This window comes from Bradyrhizobium sp. 1200_D9_N1_1, assembly GCF_052075915.1.
In the GTDB taxonomy this organism is placed as follows: Bacteria; Pseudomonadota; Alphaproteobacteria; order Rhizobiales; family Xanthobacteraceae; genus Bradyrhizobium; species Bradyrhizobium diazoefficiens.
The window spans coordinates 487,050-511,850 of the sequence record NZ_CP197226.1 but is presented as its reverse complement, the minus strand read 5'-3'; the positions used below and the strand labels follow the sequence as shown (position 1 = coordinate 511,850).

Below are 24,801 nucleotides of genomic sequence, written 5' to 3'. Positions count from 1 at the left end.
GCGTTGTCGGGGCGGAGCGCCGATCCGGGACCCAGCCACAGGATGCAGTTTGGCGAAGAGTCGGAGTTGCCAGCCCGCGCGATAACCTCTCCCTGGGGTTATGGGTCCCGGCCTACGCCGGGACGACGGCAGAGGTCGTGGCTGGGCTGAGCCTCACATTCGCAGCGACTTAAGATTCAGCGCTCGACGCGATACGCCTCGACCTGCGCCTTCAGCTCCTCCAGCGACGCGAGCGGCGCCTTCGGATCGACCCGGTATTCCCCGCTCGCCAGCCATTTCAACACCATCGCGTCCACGGCCGGCGAATGGTGGATGACGTCGCCGTAATTGTTGAGGTCGTGGGTCACCGCCTTGATCGCGCGGAAATCGTGGAGGCGCACGTTGGGAAGCTGCGTCAGGCGCTGCGCGATGCGGGCCGTAAGATCGGTGACGATGGTCAGCGTCGCCGGTGAGGCATCGCGCATCGCGACGAATTGCAGGATCGAATAGGGCGGGAAGTAGACGTCGAAGGTCACGTCCGGATGGCGCGTGATCAGGCTGGCGGCGTCACGCTCGAAATGCCTGATCATGGCGTCACGCTCGTAGCCCTCGCCGAGAAAGCTGCTGCGCACCGGATCGGTGATATAGGCGAAGGCGGCGCGTGTCCTCTCGGCGTTGTAGGCGCGCGCGACGTCGAAATCCCGTGGCAGCGCGTAGATGTCGTCGACGTCGGACAGCGCGAACTTGACGGGGAGAAACGGCGCCGCACGGCTCAGCGGCTCCCGCAGCGGCGGGACAGACCGCAGCAGCGCGAACAGGGATTCCTTCGCCATCGGCCCGCTGAACAGATATGCCGCGATCCCCTTGGCCGTCCTCCGATAAAGATCGACGGACAGATAGGGATCGGCCTCGATGCCGGCCGCATCGACAAAGCTGAAATCGTCCATCGCCCAGATCACGCGCCGGGCGCCGCGATCGATCGCCTGCTCCAGCACAAAGCCCTGCTGGCGCGAATTGGATCCGGTCATCGCCAGCTTGAGCGAACGGACGCCGAGCGCGCGGTCGATGTCGCTCTGGCGGAAATGGATCGCGAGCGAGGTGCCGATGAAGGCGGTGTCGAACGACTGGCTGCGGATCAGCCCGGCATTCTGCATGCGCGTGTCGTCGGAATAGAACGGCGCGACGAGGCGCGACGGGCGGAACAGTTGCAGGGGATCGACGGCAAAGGTGAGCGCCGCGGCGCCCAGCACGCACGCGACGCTCGCAAGGAGAAGGCGCATCACGCTGGTGAACGATCCCCGCATCAGAACCGGAAGTAGATGAATTCGCTGTGGCTCTGGATGCCCAGAAGTCCGAATGCGAGCACGAGCGATGCACCATAGAGGAACAGCGGCCGCATGCGCCCTGCCCGCAAGCTTTCGCCGACCCTGCGGTTGCCGTGATCGTAGCCCATGATTCCTTGCGTGTTCGGCGCCAGCCACACCAGCGCCGCATAGATCGCGACCTGCACCAGCGCCGCGATCTCCTCGCGGCCGAGGACGATGTTCAAGGGATCAGCCATGGCACTGACGATCCGCAACGCCCAATCGACCCGCTCGGCGCGGAAGAACACCCAGGCGACGACGACGGCGAGGAAGGTCAGCACGGCGCCAAGGATCCGGACCGGGCGCGCATGAAGCGACGGGATGGTCTGCACCAGCGCGCTGAAGGCGTGATTGACGCAGAGATAGGCGCCGTGCAGCGCACCCCACACCACGAATGTCCAGGCCGCGCCGTGCCAGAGCCCGCCGAGCAGCATCGTGATCAGCAAATTGACATAGCGCAGCACGTGGCCGCGGCGGTTGCCGCCGAGCGGGATGTAGAGATAGTCGCGCAGGAATTGCGACAACGTCATGTGCCAGCGGCGCCAGAACTCGACGATGCTCGCAGCCTTGTACGGCGAGTTGAAGTTGACGGGCAGGAAGATGCCGAACATCAGGGAAATCCCGATCGCCATGTCGGAATAGCCGGAGAAGTCGAAATAGAGCTGGAACGTGTAGGCGAGCGCACCACACCAGGCCTGGTCGAAGCTCGGCGAGCGCGCGTCGAAGGCGAGCGCGACCAGGGGCTGGATGCCGTCGGCAAGGCAGGTCTTCTTGAACAGGCCGATGGCGAAGATGATGATTCCGCACAGGATCAGATGCGCGTGCGGCTGCTTGGACTCCTCCCGCTCGAATTGCGGGATCATGTCCTTGTGGTGGAGGATCGGCCCCGCGATCAGATGCGGGAAATAGGTCACGAACAGCGCGTAATGCGGCAAGGCATAACGCGCGACCTGGCCGCGATAGGCATCGACCAGGAACGCGATCTGGGTGAACGTGTAGAAGGAGATGCCGACCGGCAGCAGGATGTGGACCGCGACATGCGTGCCGAGCAGCGCATTGAGATTGTCGGCGGCGAAGCCCGCATATTTGAAGATGCCGAGCACGAGGAGGTCGCCGGCGACACCAAGGGCAAGTGCCGCCCGGCGCTGCGTTGGCATGAGCTCCGCTGCAATCAGGAGATGGCCGACACCGTAGTTGAAGGCGATCGACGCCAGCAGCAGCGCGACAAACTGCCAATTGCCGATGGCATAGAAGGCGAGCGAGGCGACCGCCAGCCAGATCACCGGGGTCAGATTGCCGCGCCGCCCGAGCCAGAAGTACCCGGCCAGCACAGCCGGCAGGAACAGCAGGATGAACGGGTAGGAATTGAACAGCATCAGGCTGGACCGGCGGCGGGGTACTGCCCCTAAAGCATACAAGGGGGCGATCAACAACCCGGCGACTTGGCGCAGTCCTTTGTCCGGTCCTTGGCGCAGCGACGCTGGCAATCCGCGGAATCGGGACGATATAAGGTGGGATACGCTGTGCTAATTCCCCCTTTCCCCGTTCTTACGGGGAGAGGATCGGGGTGAGGGGCCTCTCTCCACACGCGAGATGGTCGAGAGACCTGTACCCCCTCACCCGGATTGCATCTCCGATGCAATCCGACCTCTCCCCGCAGGCGGGGAGAGGTAAGGAAGAGGCGCCGTACGGACGTGAGATGATGAGGATCGAGTGACCCAGACCAAGACACCTTCCCAGCCCCCCGTCGCCCGGCGCCGGCCGCACAGCTTTACCCGGCACGGCATCACCGTGACCGACGACTATGCCTGGCTGAAGGACGAGAAATGGCAGGAGGTGCTGCGCGACCCCGGGGTGATCGACCCCGACATCCGCAAATATCTGGATGAAGAGAACGTCTACACCGAGAGCCTGCTCGGCCATACCGCGGCGCTGCAGAAGACGCTGGTGCGCGAGATGCGCGGGCGGATCAAGGAGGACGATTCCAGCGTGCCGTCGCCGGACGGCCAGTTCGCCTATTTCCGCAGGTTTCGCGAGGGCGGGCAGCACGAACTGTTCGGCCGCATGCCGCGCGAGGGCGGCGACGGCCATATCGTGCTCGACGGCGATGCGCTCGCCAAGGACCACAAATATTTCAAGTTCGGCGGCAGCCGGCATTCGCCCGATCACAAGCTGCAGGCCTGGAGCGCGGACACCAAAGGCTCCGAATATTTTTCGATCCGCGTGCGCGACTGGGCGACGGGGAAGGACTTTGACGACCTCGTCGAGGAGACCGACGGCGGCATCGTCTGGAGCAAGGACGCGAAAAGCTTCTTCTATGTGAAGCTCGACGACAATCACCGGCCGATGCAGGTGTGGCGGCACCGGCTGGGGACGAAACAGGCCAACGACACGCTCGTCTATGAGGAGCAGGATTCCGGCTGGTTCACCCATCTGCACGAGAGCACCAGCGGCCGCTTCTGCGTGATCGCGGGCGGCGATCACGAGACCTCCGAGCAGCGGCTGATCGATCTCGAAAGCCCTGATACGCCGCCGCGGCTGGTCGCGGCGCGTGAGGAAGGCGTGCAATATTCGCTGGCCGATCGCGGCGATCAGCTCTTCATCCTCACCAATGCCGATGACGCCATCGACTTCAAGATCGTCACCGCACCGCTTGGCTCGCCCGAACGGAAGAACTGGCGCGATCTGATCCCGTATCGTCCGGGCATCTACATCATCGACCTCGATCTCTATGCCGGCCATCTGGTGCGGCTGGAGCGCGCCAATGCGCTGCCGGCGATCGTGATCCGCGATCTCGCATCGAACGAGGAGCACGCCATCGCCTTCGACGAAGCCGCCTATTCGCTCGACACGATGGGCTCCTACGAGTTCGAGACAACGAACTTGCGTTTCGCCTATTCGTCGATGACGACTCCGTCGGAGGTCTATGATTACGACATGGCCAAGCGGACGCGGACCTTGCGCAAGCGCCAGGAGATCCCGTCCGGCCACAATGCGAGCGACTACGTCACCACGCGCATCATGGCGAAGGCGCAGGACGGCGCCGAGGTGCCGGTCTCGATTCTCTATCGCCGCGGGCTGAAGCTCGACGGATCGGCACCGCTCCTGCTCTACGGCTACGGCTCCTATGGCATGGCGATGCCGGCCTCGTTCAACGCCAACCGCCTGTCGCTGGTCGATCGCGGCTTCGTCTATGCCATCGCCCATATCCGTGGCGGCGCCGACAAGGGCTGGGGCTGGTATCTCGACGGCAAGCGCGAGAAGAAGACGAATTCGTTCGACGATTTCGCCGCCAGCGCCCGCGCGCTGATCGACGCAAGATACACCAGCGCAAAGCGCATCGTCGGCCATGGCGGCTCGGCCGGCGGCATGCTGATGGGAGCGGTGGCAAACCGCGCCGGCGAGCTGTTCGCCGGCATCGTCGCCGAGGTCCCGTTCGTCGACGTGCTCAACACCATGCTCGACGACACGCTGCCGCTGACGCCGCCGGAATGGCCGGAATGGGGCAACCCGATCGAGAGCGAGAAGGATTTTCGCACCATCCTGTCCTACTCGCCCTACGACAATGTCGCGGCGAAGGCCTATCCGGCCATCCTTGCAATGGGCGGATTGACCGATCCGCGCGTCACCTATTGGGAGCCCGCCAAATGGATCGCCCGCCTGCGCGCCACCATGCGCGGCGGCGGCCCGGTGCTGCTGCGCACCAACATGGGCGCCGGCCACGGCGGCGCCTCGGGGCGATTTGATCGTCTGGACGAGGTGGCGATCGTCTATGCGTTCGCGCTGTGGGCGGCGGGAATGGCGGAGGCCGGGGTGTAGCCCCGTCGTCGTCCTGGCGAAAGCCAGGACGACGACGGAGTGTAAACTACCTGCCGTTCTTCTTCCGCCATTCCGCGAAGTCGGTGAGCGTCTGCGGATCGGTGGCAGGATAGAGACCGAAGATGCCGCGACCCTTGCCGACCTCCTCGGTGACGAAGTCCTCGAACGCGGTCATCTCGAACGTCTCGTTGGCGATATCGTCGGCAAGATGCGCGGGGATCACGATGACGCCGTCGGCATCGCCCAAAATGACGTCGCCGGGAAACACCGGCGCATCGCCGCAGCCGATCGGCACGTTGATCTCGATCGCCTGATGCAGCGTGAGGTTCGTCGGCGCCGAGGGACGATGGTGGTAGGCGGGGATGCCGAGCTTGGCGATCTCGGCGGAGTCGCGAAAGCCGCCGTCGGTGACGACGCCGGCGACGCCGCGCTTCATCAGCCGCGTCACCAGGATCGCACCGGCGGAAGCCGCGCGCGCATCCTTGCGGCTGTCCATCACCAGCACGCTGCCTGCCGGGCAGTCCTCGACCGCCTTGCGCTGCGGATGCGAGCGGTCCTTGAAGACGTCGATGGTGTTGAGGTCCTCGCGCGCCGGCATGTAGCGCAGCGTGAAGGCCTCGCCCACCATGGTCGGCTGGTCAGGACCGAGCGGGTGCACATCCTGGATCATCTGGATGCGCAGGCCGCGCTTGAACAGCGCGGTGGCGACGGTGGCGGTGGAGACGGATTTGAGCTTGTTGCGGGTGGCTTCGCTGAGTTTTGTCATTGGCGCTTTCTTTCTCGTTCGTCATTCCGGGGCGCGCCACTTGGCGCGAACCCGGAATCTCGAGGTTCCGGGTTCGCTTCGCGCCCCGGAACGACGGTGTTAGTAGATCGACGGCTCGCCGATCGGCGCGCCGAAATCGGTCTCGAGGAAGTCGAAGTCGCAGCCGTCATTGGCCTGCTTGATGTGCTTGGTGAACATCCAGCCATAGCCGCGCTCGAAGCGGCGCTCGGGCTGCTTCCAGGCGGCGCGGCGTTTTTCGAGCTCGGCTTCGCTCACATCGAGATTGATGGTCCGCGCGGCGACGTCGAGGGTGATGCGGTCGCCGTTCTGCACCAGGGCCAGCGGGCCGCCGATGTAGGACTCCGGTGAAACGTGCAGGATGCAGGCGCCGTAGCTGGTGCCGCTCATGCGCGCGTCCGAGATGCGCACCATGTCGCGCACGCCCTGCTTCACGAGCTTGGTCGGGATCGGCAACATGCCCCATTCCGGCATGCCAGGTCCGCCCTGCGGCCCCGCATTGCGCAGGATCAGGATGTGGTCCTCGGTGACGTCGAGATTGGGATCGTCGACCGCCTTCTTCATCGACGGATAATCGTCGAACACCAGCGCGGGTCCGGTGTGCTTGAGGAAGCGCGGCGCGCAGGCGGAGGGCTTGATGACGCAGCCGTCGGGCGCGAGATTGCCCTTGAGCACGGCGAGCGCGCCTTCCTTGTAGATGGGATTGTCGACCGAGCGGATCACGTCGTCATTGTGCACCTCGGCATGCGCGATGTTCTCAGCCACCGTCTGGCCGGTGACGGTGATGCAGTCGAGATGCAGATGCGGCTTGATCTGGCCCATCAGCGCCGGCAGGCCGCCGGCATAGAAGAAGTCCTCCATCAGATAGGCATCGCCGCTCGGCCGCACGTTGGCGATCACAGGCACCTTGCGGCTCGCGATCTCGAAATCGTCGAGACCGATGTCCTGGCCGGCACGGCGAGCCTGCGCGATCAGATGGATGATCGCGTTGGTGGAGCAGCCCATCGCCATCGCGACCGCGATCGCGTTCTCGAACGCCTTGCGGGTCTGGATCACCTTCGGCGTCAGATCCTCCCACACCATCTCGACGATGCGACGGCCACATTCACTGGCCATGCGGATGTGGTTGGCGTCCGCCGCCGGAATCGAGGAGGCGCCCGGCAGCGTCATGCCGATGGCCTCGGCGATCGCGGTCATGGTCGACGCCGTGCCCATGGTCATGCAGGTGCCGTAGCTGCGGGCGATGCCGGCCTCGATGTCGAGCCAGTCCTTGTCGGAGATCTTTCCGGCGCGGCGCTCGTCCCAGTATTTCCAGCCGTCCGAGCCGGAGCCCAGCGTCTTGCCCTTCCAGTTGCCGCGCAGCATGGGACCTGCCGGCAGATAGATCGCCGGGATGTTCATCGAGGTCGCGCCCAGCAGCAGCGCGGGCGTGGTCTTATCGCAGCCGCCCATCAGCACCACGCCGTCGACGGGATGGCTGCGCAGCAGCTCCTCGGCGTCCATCGCCAGCAGATTGCGATAGAGCATCGTGGTCGGCTTGAGCAGCGATTCCGATAGCGACAGCGCCGGCAGCTCGAGCGGCAGGCCGCCGGCCATCAGGATGCCGCGCTTGACGTCGTCGACGCGCGACTTGAAGTGCATGTGACAGGGCTGCGCGTCCGACCAGGTGTTGAGGATCGCGATGATCGGACGGTCCTTCCACTCCTCGGGGGCGTAGCCCATCTGCATGGTGCGGGAGCGGTGGCCGAACGAGCGGAGATCGTCGGGCGCGAACCAGCGCGCGCTGCGGAGCTGGTCGGGTGTTTTCTTCTTCTTGGTCATGATTGAGTGCCCCATTTCTGGACCGTGTTCCGCTCGATGGCGCGGAAGATCAGGTTCTCGACAAAGAGCCCGATGATAATCACCGTCAAGAGGCCTGCGAAGACGGCGGGTATGTCGAGGAGGTTGCGGTTCTCGAAGATGAACCAGCCGAGCCCGCCTTGGCCCGAGGACACGCCGAACACCAGCTCGGCCGCGATCAGCGTGCGCCAGGCGAAGGCCCAGCCGATCTTGAGGCCGGTGAGGATCGAGCCGAAGGCGGCGGGGATCAGGATTTTCGCCACATAAGGCAGCCCGCGCAGGCCGTAATTGCGCCCGACCATGCGCAGCGTGTTGGACACACTCTTGAAACCGGAATGGGTGTTGAGCGCGACCGGCCACAGCACCGAATGGATCAGCACGAAAACGAGGCTGCCGTTGCCGAGTCCGAACCAGATCAGCGCCAGCGGTAACAGCGCGATCGCCGGCAGCGGATTGAACATCGCCGTGACGGTCTCGAGGAAATCGGTGCCGATGCGGGTCGAGATCGCAAGCACGGTGAAGATCGCGGCGAGCACGATGCCGGCCGAATAGCCCATGAACAGGACCTTCAGCGAGGCCCAAGCCCGCATTGGAATCGTGCCGTCCTTCACGCGCTCATACATCGTGACGATGGTGTCGTGCAGCGTCGGAAACAGCAGCGGATTGTCGAGGGCGACGCCGTAGGCCTCCCAGATCGCCGCCAGGAACAGGATGATAACGGTCTTGCGGACAAAACCGTCGTTCCACAACAGCTCGGTCACGCTCAGCTTGCGCTCGACCTCGGCAGCGCCGCTGGCAGCAGCGACCGGCGCGTCACGCAGCAATATTCTCGCTTCGCCCATGTCGAGGCTCCCTCAATGCGCGGTGGCTTCGGCGGCGAACAGGAGATCGTGGATCTCCTTCTCCAGCCGGCCGGCGCTGCCGTCCGCACTCGAGACCTTGTCGACATCGACCACCTCGGCCTTGACGCGGCCGGGATGCGGCGACAGCAGGAGGATGCGGTTGCCGATGCGGATCGCTTCCGCGATCGAATGGGTCACGAACAGCACGGTGAATTTGGTCTCGCTCCAGAGCTGGAGCAGCTCGTCCTGGCAGGTCCGGCGCGTCAGCGCGTCCAGCGCCGCGAACGGCTCGTCCATCAACAGGATGTCAGGCTCCATCGCCATGCCGCGCGCGATCGCGACGCGCTGCTTCATGCCGCCGGACAGCGTGTGCGGATAGGCATCGACCACGCGGGTGAGGCCGACTTTCTCGATATAGGCCCGCGCGCGGGCCTCGGCGTCCTTGTGCGGCAGCTTTCGCGCCGTCAGCAACGGAAACATCACGTTGGCGAGCACCGTCTTCCACGGCAGCAGCTGGTCGAACTCCTGGAAGATCATCATGCGGTCGGCGCCCGGGCCGTGGATCTCGCGACCGTTGATACTCATGCGGCCTTCGCTCGGGCTCATGTAGCCGCCGACGGCCTTGAGCAGGGTCGACTTGCCGCAGCCGGACGGTCCGAGCAGCACGAAGCGGTCGGACCTGTCGACGGTGAAGCTCACCCTCTCGGTGGCGGTGACGACGGCGCTGGAGGTCTTATAGCGCAGCGTCACTCCGTTGACGTCGAGCAGCGCCATCAGTTGCCCTTCAGGTCGTGCGCGACGGGGAGATAATAGTCGGTCCAGGCCTTGGGCTGATTCTTCAGCGTGCCAGTCTTGTAGAGATGGGCGGCGAATTTCATCGTACCCTGCGGCTCGAGATTCCACTCCATCATGCCGGGCTCCTTCAGCAGATCGAGCAGCTCCTCCGCCGAGGTCTTGTCGCCGGTGATCTCCTTGTAGATCTCGACGGCTTGCCTGGTGTCGCTGCGGATCAGGTCCTGCGCTTCCTTGGTGGCGTCGCGCACGGCCTGGATGATCTTGGGATTGGCGTCGGCGAATTTGGTCGTGGTGAAGAACTGGGCCTGGCTGAGCGGGCCGCCCATCACGTCGGGCGACGACAGCACGACATGCGCGCCCGGCACGTTCTTCAGCTCCAGGAACGTGAAGGGCGGGATCGAGAAGTGGGTGTGCACCTCGTGCTTGGAATTGGCGAGCGCCGCATAGGCGTCGGGATGGCCGAGCTGCACGGTGTTGGCGTCGAGCTTCGACCATTGATCGGCGCCGAAGGCCTCGGCCGCCGCGATCTGAAGCACGATCGCCTGGGTCGAGACTTTCACCGTCGGCACCGCGATCTTGTCGCCGGGGCCGAAATCCCTGATCGACTTGATGTTGGCATCGCGGCTGATCAGCGTCATCGGCTGCGCCGAGGTTGCGACGATGCCCTTCACGCCGCCGCGGGTACGGTCCCACAGCAACAGGAGATTGCCGGTGCCGGTGTTGAGGATGTCGACGCCGCCCGCGAGCAGCGCATCGGTCTGGGCGCCGCCGCCGGAGAAGGTGACCCATTTGGTCGTGACGCCGGGCACACCGAGGCTGGCGGCATGCTTCTCGATCAGCTTCTGCTTCTCCATGATGTGGCTCGGCATGTAGAAAATGCCGGGCTGGCGCGACAGCGAGATCTCGGACTTCTGCTGTGCATGCGCCGCGGACACCGAGAGGGCGGTTGCGGCGATCAGGGCGGCAGCCGCAAGCTTGCTACGAAGATGCATCATCATTGTTGTGTGTTTCCTCCGGCCAGCGTCGAGCTGCGTTGACCCTGCTGATGCACTAATATATTAGTGCATCAAAGGCAAGCCCGCGGGACCCGACATGGAAGTAACCCATACCGCGCCGCGCGCGGCACGACCCGCCCGGCTCGACCGCGCCCGCCAGGCCGCGCCGCAGGTGTTCGAACGGCTGCGCAATGCGATCATCGCCCTGGAGCTGCCGCCGGGCGCGCCGCTGTCCCGCGCCGAGCTCGCCGGCCAGTTCGGCGTCAGCTCGACGCCGGTGCGCGATGCCTTGATGCGGCTCGAGGAAGAGGGCCTGGTCGACGTCTTTCCGCAGCACGCGACCGTGGTCAGCCGGATCGACATCGGCCGCGCCCAGCAGGCGCATTTCCTGCGCCAGGCGCTGGAGCTCGAGATCGTCCGCCTGCTCGCGGAGAAGCATGACGACGCCCTGATCATCCGCCTCGACCACGCCATCGCACTCCAGCAGCAATTCGCGAAGGCCGGCGAGTTCGAGGCGTTCATGGCCGCCGACAACGACTTCCACGCCCAGCTCTACGCCGCCGCCGGCAAGCAGGAGCTGTGGGCACTGGTGCGCAGCCGCAGCGGCCATATCGACCGGCTGCGCCGGCTGCATCTGCCCTCACCGGGCAAGGCCCAGAATATCGTGCGCCACCACAGGCTGATCACCCGCGCGATCGAGGCCGGGGACGCCGATGCCGCGCAACAGCATCTGCGCAAGCATCTGTCGGGCACGCTGAGCGAGCTCGACAAGATCCGGAGCCACCACCCGGAGTACCTGACGGACTAGTCAGGCGGCGTTGCGCCGGTCCGGCCCGCGATAATCGGCATCGTCGCTGTTGCGGCGGTCCATCGGACCAGTGCGCAGCCTGACGAAGAAGGCCTGGACCTCGGTGGCGAGGCGTTCGGCCGCTCCAGAAACGTGGTTCGCGGCGCCCATCACGTCGTCGGCCGAGCGGTTGGTTTCCGCGATGGCGCCGGAGACGGTCCCGATGCTGGTCGCCAGCGTCTGCGTGCCCGACGCCGCCATCTGGACGTTCTGCGAGATCTCCCGCGTCGCGGCGCCCTGCTCCTCCACGGCGCTGGCAATCGCCGCGGTCACCTCGTCGATCCGGCGCATGGCGGTTGCGACCTCCTTGACGGAGGCGACTGCGCTGCCGGTCGAGTTCTGGATCGCGGCAATGTGCTGAGCGATGTCCTGCGTCGCATTGCGGGTCTGGTCGGCCAGCGCCTTGACCTCGGAGGCCACCACCGCAAAGCCGCGGCCGGCTTCACCGGCGCGCGCGGCCTCGATGGTGGCGTTGAGCGCCAAAAGGTTGGTCTGGCCCGCGATCGCCTGGATCAAATCGACCACCGAGCTGATGCTCTGGGCGGCGTGCGCGAGGCCTTCGATCTCGGCCTCGGAGCGCGCGGTCACCTCGCCCGCCGACCGCACGGTCTTGTTCGACAGTTCGATCTGCCGGCCGATCTCGACGATGGAGCTCGCGAGCTGCTCGGCCGCCGCGGCGACGGTCTGGACGTTGACCGCGGTCTGTTCGGATGCGGTCGCTGCGGACGCGGCCTGGCTCGTCGCATGGTTGGCGATGCCGCCGAGGCTCTCTGCGGTCTGCCGCATGGTGCCGGCGTTCTCGCCGACCAGCGCGAGCAGGTCGCGCGAGGTCCCGCGAAATTCCTCGACCGCGTCCTCCATGTTGCGGTTGGCCGCTTCGCGCGCCTCCGCCTCGCGCGCGAGAGACGCCGCCGCCTGTTGCTGGGCGATCACGTTGTCGCGGAACTTCGCCACCGCCTGCGAGACCACTCCGATCTCGTCGCCGCGCCCGGCCGTCTTGAATTCGACACTGGTGTCGCCCCCGGACAGGCGCGCGGAATCGCCCACCAGCTCGACGATCGGACGGGTGATGGAGCGCGCAACCAGGATCGCAATCGTTGTCCCGAGCGCAAGCCCCGCGGCGAGCAGGATCCATTGCAGCAGCAGCAACCTCTCGACCGCGTCGGCCACGCTGCGGGCGTCCTCGGCGAGCTTCGACTGTTGGTCGCTCTTGAGTCCGCCGGAGCGCTTGCCATCCGTGTCCTTGCGACCGTCGAGCAGATCGAGGATGCGGGCCGCGCGCGGCGCGGCCTCGGTGGACAGGATGAAGACCGGCGCGTTCCATTGCGGCGTCTGGCGGATCGCGAAGATCTTCTGCGGCAGCGGGGTGAAGGCCTCGTTCGCCCTGGCGATGGCCCGGTAAGCGGACGCCTGCCTTTCGGTGAGCAGATCCGCCTGGGTGCCGACCGATGCGAGCGCGGCCCTGAAGGTCGCGAGCGGCTTTTCGAACTTGTCACGGTCGGCCGCCTCGCCCGAGGCGACGTAGAGCCGCAATTGCGATCCCGCCGCGGCGAGATTGCCGCGCACGTCGGCGAAGGTCTTGAGCAGGCGCTTGCGCTGGGGCGTCGCCTCCAGCGCCTCCTCCTCGTCGATCATCGCGGTGATCTCGGCGAACATGGTCGCGATCAGCGGCGCGGCCTCCTTGGCCAGGAGCTCGCTCGCCGGATAGGCCGACGGAGTGAAGGCGGCGAGCTCGGCCTTGTCTTGGGCCTGGCGAAATTCCGCGATCAGCGCCCTGGCTTCGCTCCAGTTGGTCTTGTTCTGCGGGTTGGAAAACCCCTCCGCCATGCGGTCGACCGCGGCGGCGGTGCGATCCAGGTCGGCCCAGACCGCCGCCCGGTCACGCTTGCCCTGCGCATCGCCGGTCAGCAGATAGCCGCGCAGCACCGAGAGCGTGGAGTAGAGATTGCCGACGAGTTCCGTGCTTGCGACTGCGACCGGCGCTCGCAGATCCACGACCGTCTTGATCCGCGACGAGATGTCCGAGACGGCGGCGACGGTGTAGATCACGGTCGCGGCGAGCAGAATGCAGATCAGCGCAAAGCCGCCGAGCAGCCGGGTCCGAATTCCGGTGTTCGCAATCGATTTGAACATGGAAGATCTCGTGCTGGTGGTCGGTTGATCGGTTGGCGTGGTGGGACGCCAGAATGTGAGCAATGAAATGCGCGAAATACTGATACGAGGACTATCGGAGATTGTAGTCAGCGGCCTTTAATCCATAGTGAAGGCTCGGGTTCCGTACAACTACGGCGAGAGAAATATCTCCCGATGCTAAAACGGGTTACGATGTTTGGAACCAGGCCCGACCTCAAATGCACGCAAGAGTGCGTATGATGTGCAAGGCATTGCCTCCCGGCGCGCCAGGAAAGGCAATCGCGGCAGACGCGAGGCGCTTGCGGGGCGGATAGAATCCGCGCAACAATTTCGTATTTGATGCCTTGATTTGCGGTCACTGGAACGTCCCAGCCGACCCGGAGGAATTCAGACGTGGCCAACATCCTGATCGTGGATGACGACCCGGCCGTGCAGATCACGATCCGGCTGCTTCTGGAGAGAGCCGGTCATCACGTCACCGTCGCCGGCGACGGCCACAAGGGACTTGCGCTGTTCGAGGCCAGCCCGTTCGACCTCTTGTTTCTCGACATCTTCATGCCCGGCATGGACGGGCTGGAGACGATGCGCCACATCCGGGCGCTAGCCCCGGCGATTCCGATCATCGTCATTTCCGGCCGATCGATCACGCCGGACGCCCATGCGGAGCCGGATTTCCTGAAGATGGCGACCAAGCTCGGTGCAGTGGCAAGCCTTCAGAAGCCGTTCCGGGCAGACGCGCTGCTCGCCGCGGTGAGCGGCTGCCTCGACGCGGGCAAGCCGGAGGGGCCCGATGTCAGTACCGGCCGCCGATGACGAGGGCGTCTCCTCTGCTGCAGGCCAGAACACGCACGGTCATCCGGGAACCCCTGCGAATATCTCCATGACCCTCGCAACCCGGCTGGCCATCGCGATGATCCTGCTGGTGGCGGCTACCGTGACCGCCGTCGGCTGGCTGGGCTATCGCAACATCACACAAGCCGTCATTCCGCGGGTGCTGGAGCGGGTCGAAGCCCAGTCACGCCTGCTGGCCACCAATCTTGAATCCTACGTTGCCGGCGTTCGCGGCGATTTGGTCGGCTATCGCTCCGCCGCGGCAATCAACGGTCTGATCCGGGCCCACCTCGGCGGAGGAATTGACGCTCTTGACGGCGTCTCGGAGCAGACCTGGCGCGAGCGTATCGCGGCGCGGCTCGCGGCCGAGATCGAGGCCAAGCCCAGCTATGGACAGTTTCGAATCATCGGTCTTGACGACGACCAGCGCGAGCTGGTCCGCGTCGATCGCTCCGGCCCGAACGGAGCGGTACGAGTTGCCCCCGACAGCGAACTGGAGCGCAAGAGCGAACGAACCTACTTTCAGGAAACGATACGACTGGCGCCGGGCGAGATTTATGTGTCGCCCATCGAACTCGCGACCCGCCAGGGGGGAACCACGGCCTTGCACACTCCGACCCTGCGGGCCGCGACGCCGCTGTTCACGCCCGACGGCAAGCCGTTCGGCATCATCATCGCCAATATCGACATGCGTCCGGTACTCGACCGCATTCGCTCGACGACGAGCTCGGGAGGCGAGATCTACGTCGTGAATGCGCGCGGCGACTATCTGGTTCATCCCGATCAGACGCGAGAATTCGGCTCGTTGCGCGCCCCCCCCACCAACTGGCGCAGTGATTTTCCATTTTTCTCAGCCCTGGCAGGCTCGCCGGGAGTATCCACGCAGCTCGCGACCGATGGATCGGGCCGGCCGAGCGGCGCGGCGATCGCGCCTGCGCTGCTTGCGAGCAAGGAATGGGTCGCAATCATCGTGACCATTCCCCCGGCCGTCTTTGGCCGCGTGCCGGCCGCCATTCAAAAAACGTCCTTGCTCGTCGGCTTGCTTGCCGTCCTCGCCGCGGCTTCGCTCGCGGTGCTGCTGGCGCGCTCCCTGACTCGCCCGATCGGGCGCCTGACCGCGGCCGTGGAGGCCATCGGCAGCGGACGGCCAGCGGACATTCCCGTCGATGCAAGCGGCGAGACGGGCGTGCTGGCGCGGGCCTTTGCCCACATGGTCGAGGAGATGAAGGCAAAGACGTCGGCACTGGAGCACGAGGTCGAGGAGCGGCGTCGCACCGAGGCCGTCCGCGACCAGCTCGCCGTCCGCGAAAGCCTGTTCAGCGCGGCGGTCCAATCCTCCGACGATTCGATCGTCCTGCAAACGCTCGACGGCATCATCATCGGCTGGAACGCGGCAGCCGAACGCCTCTACGGCTATTCGGCCGAGGAAGCGATCGGACAGCCGACGTCGATCCTGCTTCCGCCGGATCGCCGCGAGGAGGGCAAGGACTATCTTCGGCGGATTGCGAGGGGTGAGCGGATCGAACATTTCGAAACCGTGCGCCTGCGCAAGGATGGCAGCCCGGTCGAAATCTCGGTGAGCCTCTCACCGATCAGGGGCCCCTCCGGCGAGATCATCGGCGCCTCGGGCTCGGCGCGCAGCCTCACCGAGGCGCGACGGACCGAGCGGGCGCTACAGCAGCAGCTCGAGGAGCGGCGGCAGCTTTTCGACGCCTCGCAGGACCTGATCATGATCATGGACTCGCAGGGCCATATCGCGCAGATCAGCCCGAGCTGCGAGGCCATTCTCGGCTACCGGCCCGACGACATGATCGGCTACAGCGGCGCCGATTTCATCCACCCGGCCCATCTCGAACAATCGCGCGAGGAAATGCGCGCACTCAGGCGCGGCGGGCACCCGAAGCTCGCCGACACCCGCTGCCTCCACAGGGACGGACGCGAGATCTGGCTGTCCTGGCTCGGCAACTGGTCCGATCAGGCCAAGCGCTACTTCTTCGTCGGGCGCGACATGACCGAGGCAAGGCTGGCCGAGGAGTCCTTGCGCGAAAGCGAGCAGCTGGCCCGCAACATCGTCGAGACCGCGCTCGACGCCTTCGTCCAGACCGACGACCGCAGCATCATCCTGAACTGGAGCTCGCGGGCCGAAGAGCTGTTCGGCTGGCGCCGCGACGAAGCGCTGGGCAGGAATGCGATCGACCTCATCGTCGCCACAGGTGAGCGCGAGAGGGTCAAGGCGGGTCTCGCACGCTTCCTCGATTCCGGAGACGGTCAGACGCTCAATCGCCGCCGCGAGCTGGTCTGCTGCCGCCGTGACGGCAAGGAATTCAAGGCCGAACTGAGCGTCACGGCGCTGAAGCGCCGCGAAGGCATTCTGTTCAACGTCTTCTACCGCGACCTCACCGACAAGATCGCGTCCGAGGAACGCATCCGCCATGCGGAGAAGATGGAGGCGGTCGGCCAGCTCACCGGCGGCGTGGCGCACGACTTCAACAACATCCTCACCGTGATCACCGGGACGATCGAAATCCTCAGCGACGCAGTGGCCAAGGAGCCCGAGCTTGCGGCGATCACCCGGATGATCGACGAGGCCGCCGGCCGCGGCGCCGAGCTGACCCAGCACCTGCTCGCGTTCGCGCGCAAGCAGCCGCTCCAGCCGCGCGAGGTCGATATCAACTCGCTGATCGTCGACACCGCAAAGCTGCTGCGGCCGACGCTGGGCGAGCAGATCCAGATCGAATCCGTGTTCGAGGAGGAGAGCTGCGTTGCGATCGTCGATCCCAACCAGCTCACCACCGCGATCCTCAACCTCGCGCTCAACGCCCGCGACGCCATGCCCGGCGGCGGCAAGCTGATCGTGGAGACGGGCGCCGCCTATCTCGACGAGGTCTATGCCAGCGTCAACGACGTCCGGCCCGGGCACTACGTGCTGATCGCCGTGAGCGACACCGGAACCGGCATTCCGTCCAACATGCTGACCAGGGTGTTCGATCCCTTCTTCACCTCGAAGGGACCGGGCAAGGGCACCGGACTCGGGCTTTCGATGGTCTACGGCTTCATCAAGCAGTCCGCGGGCCACATCAAGATCTACAGCGAGGAAGGCCACGGCACCACGATCAAGATGTACCTGCCGCCAGGCAAGACGGCGACGGCGGTCGGCGACGGTGTGATCCCTGCGACGATCGAGGGCGGACACGAGACGATCCTGGTGGTCGAGGACGACCGGCTGGTGCGCGACTACGTGCTGGCGCAGCTGCATGCGCTGGGCTACGTCACCTTGCAGGCTGCGAACGCCGCGGAAGCGCTCGCGATCGTCGCCGCCGGAAAGCCGTTCGACCTCCTGTTCACCGACGTCATCATGCCCGGCAGGATGAACGGACGGCAGCTCGCCGACGAGCTGATGAAGACGCGCCCCGATCTCAGGGTGGTCTACACGTCAGGCTATACCGAGAATGCGATCATCCATCACGGCCGGCTGGATTCGGGCGTTCTGCTGCTCGCAAAGCCCTACCGCAAATCGGATCTCGCGCGGATCATCCGCAAGGCGCTGCTGGGGTGAGGCTTGGGAGTCATTCCGGACGCGCGTAGCGCGATCCGGAATCTCGAGATTCCGGGTTCGATGCTCCGCATCGCCCCGGAATGACGAAGAAATGTCCGCGATGCAACCGACCCTACGACGCGCGCTGCGCCGCGGTCATCACGATCCGGATCAGGTCGGCGGCATTGCGCGCACCGAGCTTCTTCATGATGTTGGCGCGGTGGTCCTCGATGGTGCGCGGGCTGATGCCGAGAGTGCGGCCGGCTTCCTTGTTGGAAGCGCCGGCGGCGAACTGCTCGAGCACCTCGCGTTCGCGCCGCGTCAACGGCTCGCGTCCGGGGAAATGCAGCGAGCCGAATTTCGGCGCTGCGTTCTCCGCCTGCCTGCGTGCATAGGCGCCGATCGCCTCGTCGAGGCGGCCGACGATCTCGCTGCCGCGGAACGGCTTCTCGATGAAGTCGAGCGCGCCGCTCTTGATGGCGCCCACCGCCATTGTGATGTCGCCCTGCCCGGAGATCATGAAGATCGGCGCCGGATAATCCTCACCGTGCAGCTCCTTCAGAATGTCGAGACCCGACTTTCCGGGAATGTGCACGTCGAGCAGGATCGCAGCCGGTGTGCGGTTTCGCGCGACGGAGAGCAGCGCTGCGCCGTCCGCAAAACAGATCACCTCATAGCCCGCCGCCTTCAACACCATCGACAAGGTGTCGCGAACAGCCGGGTCGTCGTCGACTACGAAGATTTCACCGCGAGAGGTTTGTTCGGCCATGTGCCATGTCCAATTGGCATTAGAGTCCATTCGGCATTGAGGACTCGCGTCCGCGCCAACCGTTATGGCGTTCGGCGCGGATTCGGCCCACCCGTATTTGTACGGGACATAGACTTAACGCACAAGTAGCGGCATGGCGCCTAATTGCGGGGGACGGAGAATATCCATGCTAAATTTGGCCAGCACGCCACCTCTCGTCACGACGCCCGAGGCCGACAGCCGTCAGTTGATTGCGGCCGACCTTCGCTGCCTGATCGCGCAGATCGAGAGCAGCATGCGCCTGATCGACGCAGCCATGATCGATGCAGGCCCGGAGCAGGACGACAACGGCGATCAGGCCGGTTCCGCCGACATTTTCGTGCTCGACGACGTCACGCCGCGCTATGCCACGGCGAGTGCCGCCCTCAACGTCTGCCGGGCGGGCCTTGGCCACGCCCTGCAATACCTGTCGGATTCCGGCGACCCGGTGTAGGTCGCGATCGGCGCGGCGGCGGCTGCATCCGATTGCATGGCAGCTCCGCGCGTCAGGTGCGGTGCCGTTCCACGATCGCGTCGCTGGCGACACCACCCCAGGTGTGGATCGCCGGCAGCCCCATCGCGGTCTTGCCGAGGTTGGCGAGGCTGATGCGCAGGGCCGCCAGATCGAGCGGCTTCGGCAGGCCCTGGAGCTGGATCCCGACGGAGCGGGCGAAGCTGCGGGCGGCGCTGCGGCGCTTGCCGTCCATGCCGCTGATGACGATCACGGCACCGGCGAATTTCGCGTTCGCCATCTCGCGCAACACGTCGATGCCGTCGCCATCCTCCAGCACGAGATCGAGCGTCACGCAGTCGAAGCGCGCGGCGCGCAGCTTCTCGATCGCTTCCGCCACGGACGGCGCCACGGTGACCTCGTGGCCGGCCTGCTTGGCGGCGACCGTGATCAGGCTGCGCTGCGTGGCGTCGTCATCGACCACCAGGAGCTGGAGCGCACGCCGCTCGGCGACGTCGGGCAGGTTCGATGGGACGGGGGAGAGGGAACTTCTGGGCATTGCCGTATTCCTGAGATTGAGACAGGCAATGGATACACGGCGCGCGCTTAGGCCACGTAAAGCCGCCGCGGCAAATTCGCCCGGATGTTTCAGCAAATGTAAAGCAACGTGGCGGAAAGCGCCGGCGCCGCCACGCGCCGGTCAGGCTGCCGCGTCGTGGCCGCCGGCGGCGCCGCGCTTCTTGCGGTTCTTGCCGCGCAGGAACTGGATGTCCATTTCGGCGCCGTTGACGCGCACCAGCTCGCAGCGGCGGTAGGCTAGGCCGGTGGACGACAACAGCAGGAAGAACTCTTTCAGGTTCAGCCCCTGGATCGAGCCTTCAACCGTAAGGATGGCGTCGGTGTCGGAAATGGCGTTGAGCTTGCAGTCACGGCGCCAGGTGCCGTCGATGGCCATGATGCAGACATCATAGCCGCGACTGAAGGTGACGCGCTCCGCGCCTTTTCCATCCTCGGCCATGCCTATCGTCCCGCCATCACCGCCATGCGCGGCGCCACGCCGGCGAGAGCCGGCTTGGCCACGGCTGCACGCGGATCGTTCGGCTTGTAGAGGCCGCGCCGGTCGGGAATCGGCCTGAACGTATCCGTCAGTCCGACCACGGTTTCGGCGGCACCCAGCACGAGGAAGCCATCGGGCTCGATCTGGCGCGCCAGGCGGTTGAAGATGTTGATCTTGGTGTCCTGGTCGAAATAGATCAGCACGTTGCGGCAGAAGATGACGTCGAACGTACCGAGCTGGGCGAAGTCGTGCAGCAGGTTGAGCTGGCGGTGCTGGATCATCGCCCGCAATTCGGGATTGATCTGCCAGGTCTCGCCGGTCTGCTTGAAATATTTCACCAGCATCTGGATCGGCAGGCCGCGCTGCACCTCGAACTGGCTGTAGACGCCGGCTCTGGCCTTCTCCAGCACCTCCTGCGACAGGTCGGTCGCGATGATCTCGACGCGCCAGCCGGTGAGGGCCGCACCCATCTCCTTCAGGCACATCGCCAGCGAATAGGGCTCCTGTCCGGTCGAACCGGCGGCGCACCAGATCCGCACGCTGCGGCGCCCGGCGCGCGCCTTGATGATCTCGGGCATGATGGTGTCGCGGAAATGATCGAACGGGACCTTGTCGCGGAAGAAGAAGGTCTCGTTGGTGGTCATGGCTTCGACCACGTCGGTGATGAGCGCGCGCGAGCCACCCTGCAGCTTCTGCACGAGCTCGGGGATGCCGGAGAGCCCGGCCTTGCGGGCGAGCGGCAAGAGGCGGCTTTCGATCAGATACTGCTTGTCTGCGGACAGATCGAGACCTGAATTGTCCTTCAGGAACTTGCGCAGATACTCATACTCGGTCGGGGTCACAGATGGCCTCTCGAAAGCTGTACTGAAAACACTCTGGCCGGAACACTCGGGCCAGACACACTCAGACCATGGCTTGTCCGACCGGGATCAAGCCGACTTCAGCGAACTTGTCGGCGATAATGTCTTTGTCGAAGGGCTTCATGATGTATTCGTTGGCGCCGCCGCTGAGCGCCTGGGCGATATGGGCCACGTTGTTCTCGGTGGTGCAGAACACCACCTTCGGCTGGTCGCCGCCGGGCAGGCGGCGCATGTGGCCCATGAACTCGAAGCCGTCCATCACGGGCATGTTCCAGTCGAGCAACACCGCATCGGGCAGTTGCCGCTGGCAGATCTCGAGCGCCTTCGAGCCGTCCTCGGCTTCGGTGACCTGGAATTCCAGGCCTTCCAGGATGCGGCGCGCGATCTTGCGCACGACGCTGGAATCATCGACCACCAAACAGGTCTTCATTTTGGTTCTCCGGCTTCGATGTTTCGTTGGTTCACGCAGCCATTTGCACTTTGGTTTCGAGCTCGAGGACGCGATCGACGTCGAGGACGACCATGAGCTGGCCGTCGAGGCGGTGGACACCGCCGGCGAGCTTGGCCATGCGGGGGTCGAGGTTGACAGGGTTTTCTTCCTTGCCGTCCTCGGGCAGGCGCAGCACCTCGCCGATCTGGTCGATCAGCAGGCCATAGGATTCGCCGCGCAGGTCGACACCGACCGCCATCGGCACCTTGCCGTCCTCGGGCCTCGGCAGGCCGAGGCGGGCGCGCATGTCGACCACGGTGACGATGCGGCCGCGCAGGTTGAGGACGCCGGCGATCTCGCGGGAGGACAGCGGAACGCGGGTGACGCGCTCGGGCATGAACACGTCCTGGACGCGGGAGATCGGCAGGCCGAACAGCTGGCCGCCGATCATCGCGGTGACGTATTCGACCATGGCGCCTTCGGTGGACTGGGTCTTGTTGGCCATCAGCGTATCTCCTGATCCCGCTTTTTCGTTTTGAGCATGATCTCGTCGGAAAACCGCTTCACACTTTTCCGGATCATGCTCTTACGCCGCTGCCCGGCTCAGCTCGGAGGCGCCGGCGGCGCCCGCGGTCTGCTCCTTCAGCGCCGCGATCAGACCGGGACGGTCGAACTTGGCGACATAGTCGTGGAAGCCGGCCTGACGGCCGCGCTCGATCGCCGCCGGCGACACCAGCGCGGACAGGCCGATGATCGGCATCGCGCCGAGATTGTTGTCGGAGCGGATCACCTCGGCGAACTCGAACCCGTTCATGTCGGGCATCTCGATGTCGGTCAGGACCACGTCGAAGCTCTGGGCGCGCAGCGCGGCCAGGCCCTCCTGCGCGGTCGGCGCGGTGCGGACGCGGTAGCCGGCGGCTTTCAGCACCGGCGCCAGCATGTTGCGGAAGAACGCGGAATCGTCGACCAGCAGCACCGACTGCGAATGCATCGACGGCTTCATCTCCTTGCGGGTGAACCAGTCGGCGAACGCCATCGGCAGGAAGTGGCCGACGTCGATCACCTCGGTGGCCTGCCCCTTGATCACGGCCGAGCCCAGGATGCCCTGGCTGGAGCCGCCGACCTCGATGTTGAGGCGTTCCTCGACGATGTCGATGATCTCGTCGACGACGAGGCCCATGGAGCGGCCGTCGTCGGCGAACACCAGGATCGGCTGGGCGCCTTGGCTCGCAACAGTGACGCTCTCCATGGCGACGAGCGGCATCAGCTGCTCGCGGTACTGCACCATGTAGCGGCCGTTGCTGAACTCGATCTTGTCGGCGGGCAGCTCCTCCAGGCGCGTGACGAGCCCGAGCGGGACCGCCTTGGGCTGGGACGAGCCGGCGCGGAACACCAGCAGCGAAGTGGTCTGCTCGCCACTTCCGATGTGATGCGCCCCGTTCTCGTCGCCCATGTCATGGGCCGAGGAGCCGGCAGCACCCAGCGCCTTGGCAATGCCGTTGGGGTCGATGATCATGATGACGGCGCCATCGCCCAGAATGGTGTTGCCGGAGAACATGTCGATGTGACGCAGCTTCGTCGACATCGGCTTGACCACGATTTCTTCGGTGTGGAAGACGCCGTCGACGACGATGCCGAAGGTCTGGCTGCCGACCTGCGTCACCACGATAAAACCGTTCTCGGGATCGCTGGCCGCGCCGTCGTCGATCTTGAGCAGCTTCTTCAAATGGATCAGCGGCAAGAGCTTGTTGCGCAGGCGCAGGACGGCGGTGTCCTTGATGCGCTCGATGCGGTGCTCGCTGTTGGCGCGGGCCCGGACCAGCTCGACGACGGAGAGCTGCGGGATCGCAAAGCGGTCGCCGGCGGCTTCCACGATCAGCGCGGAGACGATGGCCAAGGTCAGCGGGATCTTGATGGTGACGCTCGAGCCCTCGCCGGCCACCGACTTGATGTCGATGGTGCCGCCGATCTGGTCGATATTGGTGCGCACCACGTCCATGCCGACGCCGCGGCCCGACACCGAGGTGATGGCGGCCGCGGTCGAGAAGCCCGGCGCGAAGATGAACTTGTGGATCTGGGCTTCGCTCATCTTCTCGAGCTCGGCCTCGGTGACGAGACCCGAGGAGATCGCCTTGGCCTTGATCCTCTCGGTGTTGAGGCCGCGGCCGTTGTCGGCGATGCAGATGATGATGTGGCCGCCCTCGTGATAGGCGGAGAGGCGGATGGTGCCCTGCTCGCCCTTGCCGGCCGCGAGCCGCTCGGCGGGGGTCTCCAGGCCATGGTCGGCGGAGTTGCGCACCATGTGGGTGAGCGGGTCCTTGATCAGGTCGAGCACCTGGCGGTCGAGCTCGGTGTCGGCGCCGTGCATCTCCAGCTCGATCTGCTTGCCGAGTTCGCTCGACAGGTCGCGGACGATGCGGGGCAGCTTCTGCCAGGCATTGCCGATCGGCTGCATGCGCGTCTTCATGACGCCTTCCTGCAGCTCGGCGGTGACGTTGGAGAGGCGCTGCAACGGCACCTTGAACTCGGTGTCCTCATTGCGGCGGGAGATCTCCAGCAGCTGGTTGCGGGTCAAGACCAGCTCGGAGACCATGGTCATCAGATGCTCCAGCGTATCCACGTTGACGCGGATCGACTGGTTGGCGATGCGGTCGCCCTCGGAGGCGCCCTCGTCGGCCATCGACTTCTTCGGCGCGGCCTTCTCCTTGGCGGCAGGCTTCGCAGCTTCCTTGGCAGCCTCTTTGGCAACAGGGGCCGGAGCCGGCGCGGGCTCAGCCTTGACCTCGGCCTTGACGATTGGCGCGGGGATTGGGGCTTCGATCGCGGTTTCGCGGAAGGCGCGCTCGAGCTCGTCGAGCGACACTTCACCCGGGCGCAGCGGGCGCTCCAGGGTCTGGTCGATCAGCGAACCCGTGGTCATGTCCTTGGCCGGCGCAGCGGCGGCCGGCGCTTCCGGCACCAGCGGCGGCGCGTCAGCAACAGCAGCGGCGCTGCCAGCCGCCGGCATCGGCTGCGCCGAGCCTGACGCGATCGGCGAAGCCGACGCTGACATCGCCGCCATGCCCTGCTCGACCATCGCTTCCAGCTTGTCGATGAGATCGCGGTCGGTGCCCTCCGGCTCGGCTTCGGTCGCCTCGAGGCCGGCGAGGATCTCCTTGATGCGGTCGATCGAGGACAGGATCACCGTCACCGCCTGCCCCGTCACCGGCATGCCGTCGCGGAACTTGCCCATCAGCGTCTCGCCGGCATGCGCCAGCGCTTCCAGTCGCGGCAAGCCGAGGAAGCCGCACGTCCCCTTGATGGTGTGGACCAGGCGGAAGATGTTATCCAGGATCTTGGCGTTGTTCGGCTCCTGCTCGAACTTCACCAGCTGATTGTCGACGGTGTCCAGGCTCTCGCTGGTCTCCGTCAAGAACTCCCGCAACAGATCATCCATGAGCTACGCCTTACTGA

Annotated in this window: 20 protein-coding genes; 5 read left to right on the top strand and 15 right to left on the bottom strand. The window is 65.4% G+C overall.

Features of this window, described 5'->3' with window-relative positions; genetic code table 11:
- Positions 1–176: 176 nt before the first annotated feature.
- The gene (locus tag AB5K84_RS02450; RefSeq protein WP_011083206.1) at positions 177–1,283 is read right to left on the bottom strand and encodes a hypothetical protein; all 1,107 of its coding nucleotides are present in this window, start codon (positions 1,281–1,283) and stop codon (positions 177–179) included.
- Positions 1,283–2,719 (bottom strand): MBOAT family O-acyltransferase, encoded by a 1,437-nt coding sequence (locus AB5K84_RS02445; protein WP_011083207.1) that lies wholly within the window; start codon positions 2,717–2,719, stop codon positions 1,283–1,285. The genes AB5K84_RS02450 and AB5K84_RS02445 overlap by 1 nt, the downstream gene beginning before the upstream one ends.
- A 337-nt stretch (positions 2,720–3,056) precedes the next feature.
- Here AB5K84_RS02445 and AB5K84_RS02440 point away from each other — a divergent pair, with 337 nt between their 5' ends.
- A complete protein-coding gene (locus AB5K84_RS02440) occupies positions 3,057–5,162 on the top strand; it encodes a S9 family peptidase (protein WP_011083208.1) in 2,106 nt (701 codons plus the stop codon).
- 46 nt (positions 5,163–5,208) lie between these two features.
- On the opposite strand, the gene AB5K84_RS02435 is transcribed toward AB5K84_RS02440, so the two are convergent.
- From AB5K84_RS02435 to AB5K84_RS02415, 5 genes are all read right to left on the bottom strand, one after another.
- Positions 5,209–5,928, bottom strand: coding sequence for a ribonuclease activity regulator RraA (locus AB5K84_RS02435; protein ID WP_011083209.1), 720 nt, complete (start codon positions 5,926–5,928; stop codon positions 5,209–5,211).
- A 99-nt stretch (positions 5,929–6,027) separates the two neighbouring features.
- Positions 6,028–7,767 (bottom strand): L-arabinonate dehydratase, encoded by a 1,740-nt coding sequence (gene araD, locus AB5K84_RS02430; protein ID WP_011083210.1) that lies wholly within the window; start codon positions 7,765–7,767, stop codon positions 6,028–6,030.
- A complete protein-coding gene (locus AB5K84_RS02425; protein ID WP_011083211.1) occupies positions 7,764–8,627 on the bottom strand; it encodes an ABC transporter permease in 864 nt (287 codons plus the stop codon). The genes araD and AB5K84_RS02425 overlap by 4 nt, the downstream gene beginning before the upstream one ends.
- Before the next feature lie 12 nt (positions 8,628–8,639).
- The gene (locus tag AB5K84_RS02420; protein ID WP_011083212.1) at positions 8,640–9,401 is read right to left on the bottom strand and encodes an ABC transporter ATP-binding protein; all 762 of its coding nucleotides are present in this window, start codon (positions 9,399–9,401) and stop codon (positions 8,640–8,642) included.
- A complete protein-coding gene (locus AB5K84_RS02415; RefSeq protein ID WP_011083213.1) occupies positions 9,401–10,420 on the bottom strand; it encodes an ABC transporter substrate-binding protein in 1,020 nt (339 codons plus the stop codon). The genes AB5K84_RS02420 and AB5K84_RS02415 overlap by 1 nt, the downstream gene beginning before the upstream one ends.
- A gap of 94 nt (positions 10,421–10,514) precedes the next feature.
- On the opposite strand from AB5K84_RS02415, the gene AB5K84_RS02410 reads away from it, so the two are divergent.
- A complete protein-coding gene (locus tag AB5K84_RS02410; protein WP_011083214.1) occupies positions 10,515–11,225 on the top strand; it encodes a GntR family transcriptional regulator in 711 nt (236 codons plus the stop codon).
- Here the strand turns inward: AB5K84_RS02410 and AB5K84_RS02405 are convergent, their stop codons facing one another.
- Positions 11,226–13,397, bottom strand: coding sequence for a HAMP domain-containing methyl-accepting chemotaxis protein (locus AB5K84_RS02405; protein WP_011083215.1), 2,172 nt, complete (start codon positions 13,395–13,397; stop codon positions 11,226–11,228).
- Between the two features lie 393 nt (positions 13,398–13,790).
- On the opposite strand from AB5K84_RS02405, the gene AB5K84_RS02400 reads away from it, so the two are divergent.
- Positions 13,791–14,210, top strand: a complete 420-nt coding sequence (locus tag AB5K84_RS02400; RefSeq protein ID WP_011083216.1) for a response regulator — start codon at positions 13,791–13,793, stop codon at positions 14,208–14,210.
- On the top strand, positions 14,188–17,784 hold the full coding sequence (locus AB5K84_RS02395) for a PAS domain S-box protein (RefSeq protein ID WP_011083217.1): 3,597 nt from the start codon (positions 14,188–14,190) through the stop codon (positions 17,782–17,784). Before AB5K84_RS02400 ends, AB5K84_RS02395 begins: the two co-directional genes overlap by 23 nt.
- Before the next feature lie 112 nt (positions 17,785–17,896).
- Here the strand turns inward: AB5K84_RS02395 and AB5K84_RS02390 are convergent, their stop codons facing one another.
- Positions 17,897–18,532 carry a response regulator transcription factor gene (locus AB5K84_RS02390; RefSeq protein ID WP_011083218.1) on the bottom strand — a complete coding sequence of 212 codons (636 nt, stop codon included), beginning with the start codon at positions 18,530–18,532 and terminating at the stop codon, positions 17,897–17,899.
- Positions 18,533–18,698: 166 nt separating this feature from the next.
- Here AB5K84_RS02390 and AB5K84_RS02385 point away from each other — a divergent pair, with 166 nt between their 5' ends.
- The gene (locus AB5K84_RS02385; RefSeq protein ID WP_028175690.1) at positions 18,699–19,004 is read left to right on the top strand and encodes a hypothetical protein; all 306 of its coding nucleotides are present in this window, start codon (positions 18,699–18,701) and stop codon (positions 19,002–19,004) included.
- Positions 19,005–19,056: 52 nt separating this feature from the next.
- Here AB5K84_RS02385 and AB5K84_RS02380 read toward each other — a convergent pair whose 3' ends face one another.
- The 6 genes from AB5K84_RS02380 to AB5K84_RS02355 all read right to left on the bottom strand — a co-directional run bounded on the left by AB5K84_RS02380 (position 19,057) and on the right by AB5K84_RS02355 (position 24,784).
- Entirely contained in the window at positions 19,057–19,560 is a 504-nt protein-coding gene (locus AB5K84_RS02380; RefSeq protein ID WP_011083220.1) for a response regulator, read from the bottom strand.
- Positions 19,561–19,701: 141 nt separating this feature from the next.
- A complete protein-coding gene (locus tag AB5K84_RS02375) occupies positions 19,702–20,019 on the bottom strand; it encodes a hypothetical protein (protein ID WP_011083221.1) in 318 nt (105 codons plus the stop codon).
- Between the two features lie 2 nt (positions 20,020–20,021).
- On the bottom strand, positions 20,022–20,900 hold the full coding sequence (locus AB5K84_RS02370; protein WP_011083222.1) for a CheR family methyltransferase: 879 nt from the start codon (positions 20,898–20,900) through the stop codon (positions 20,022–20,024).
- Positions 20,901–20,961: 61 nt separating this feature from the next.
- Complete coding sequence (locus AB5K84_RS02365; RefSeq protein WP_028143851.1) at positions 20,962–21,348, bottom strand: response regulator; 387 nt, start codon at positions 21,346–21,348, stop codon at positions 20,962–20,964.
- Positions 21,349–21,379: 31 nt separating this feature from the next.
- Positions 21,380–21,853, bottom strand: a complete 474-nt coding sequence (locus tag AB5K84_RS02360) for a chemotaxis protein CheW (protein ID WP_011083224.1) — start codon at positions 21,851–21,853, stop codon at positions 21,380–21,382.
- Between the two features lie 81 nt (positions 21,854–21,934).
- Positions 21,935–24,784: a hybrid sensor histidine kinase/response regulator gene (locus tag AB5K84_RS02355; RefSeq protein WP_011083225.1), complete on the bottom strand. Its 2,850-nt coding sequence runs from the start codon at positions 24,782–24,784 to the stop codon at positions 21,935–21,937.
- Positions 24,785–24,801: the final 17 nt, after the last annotated feature.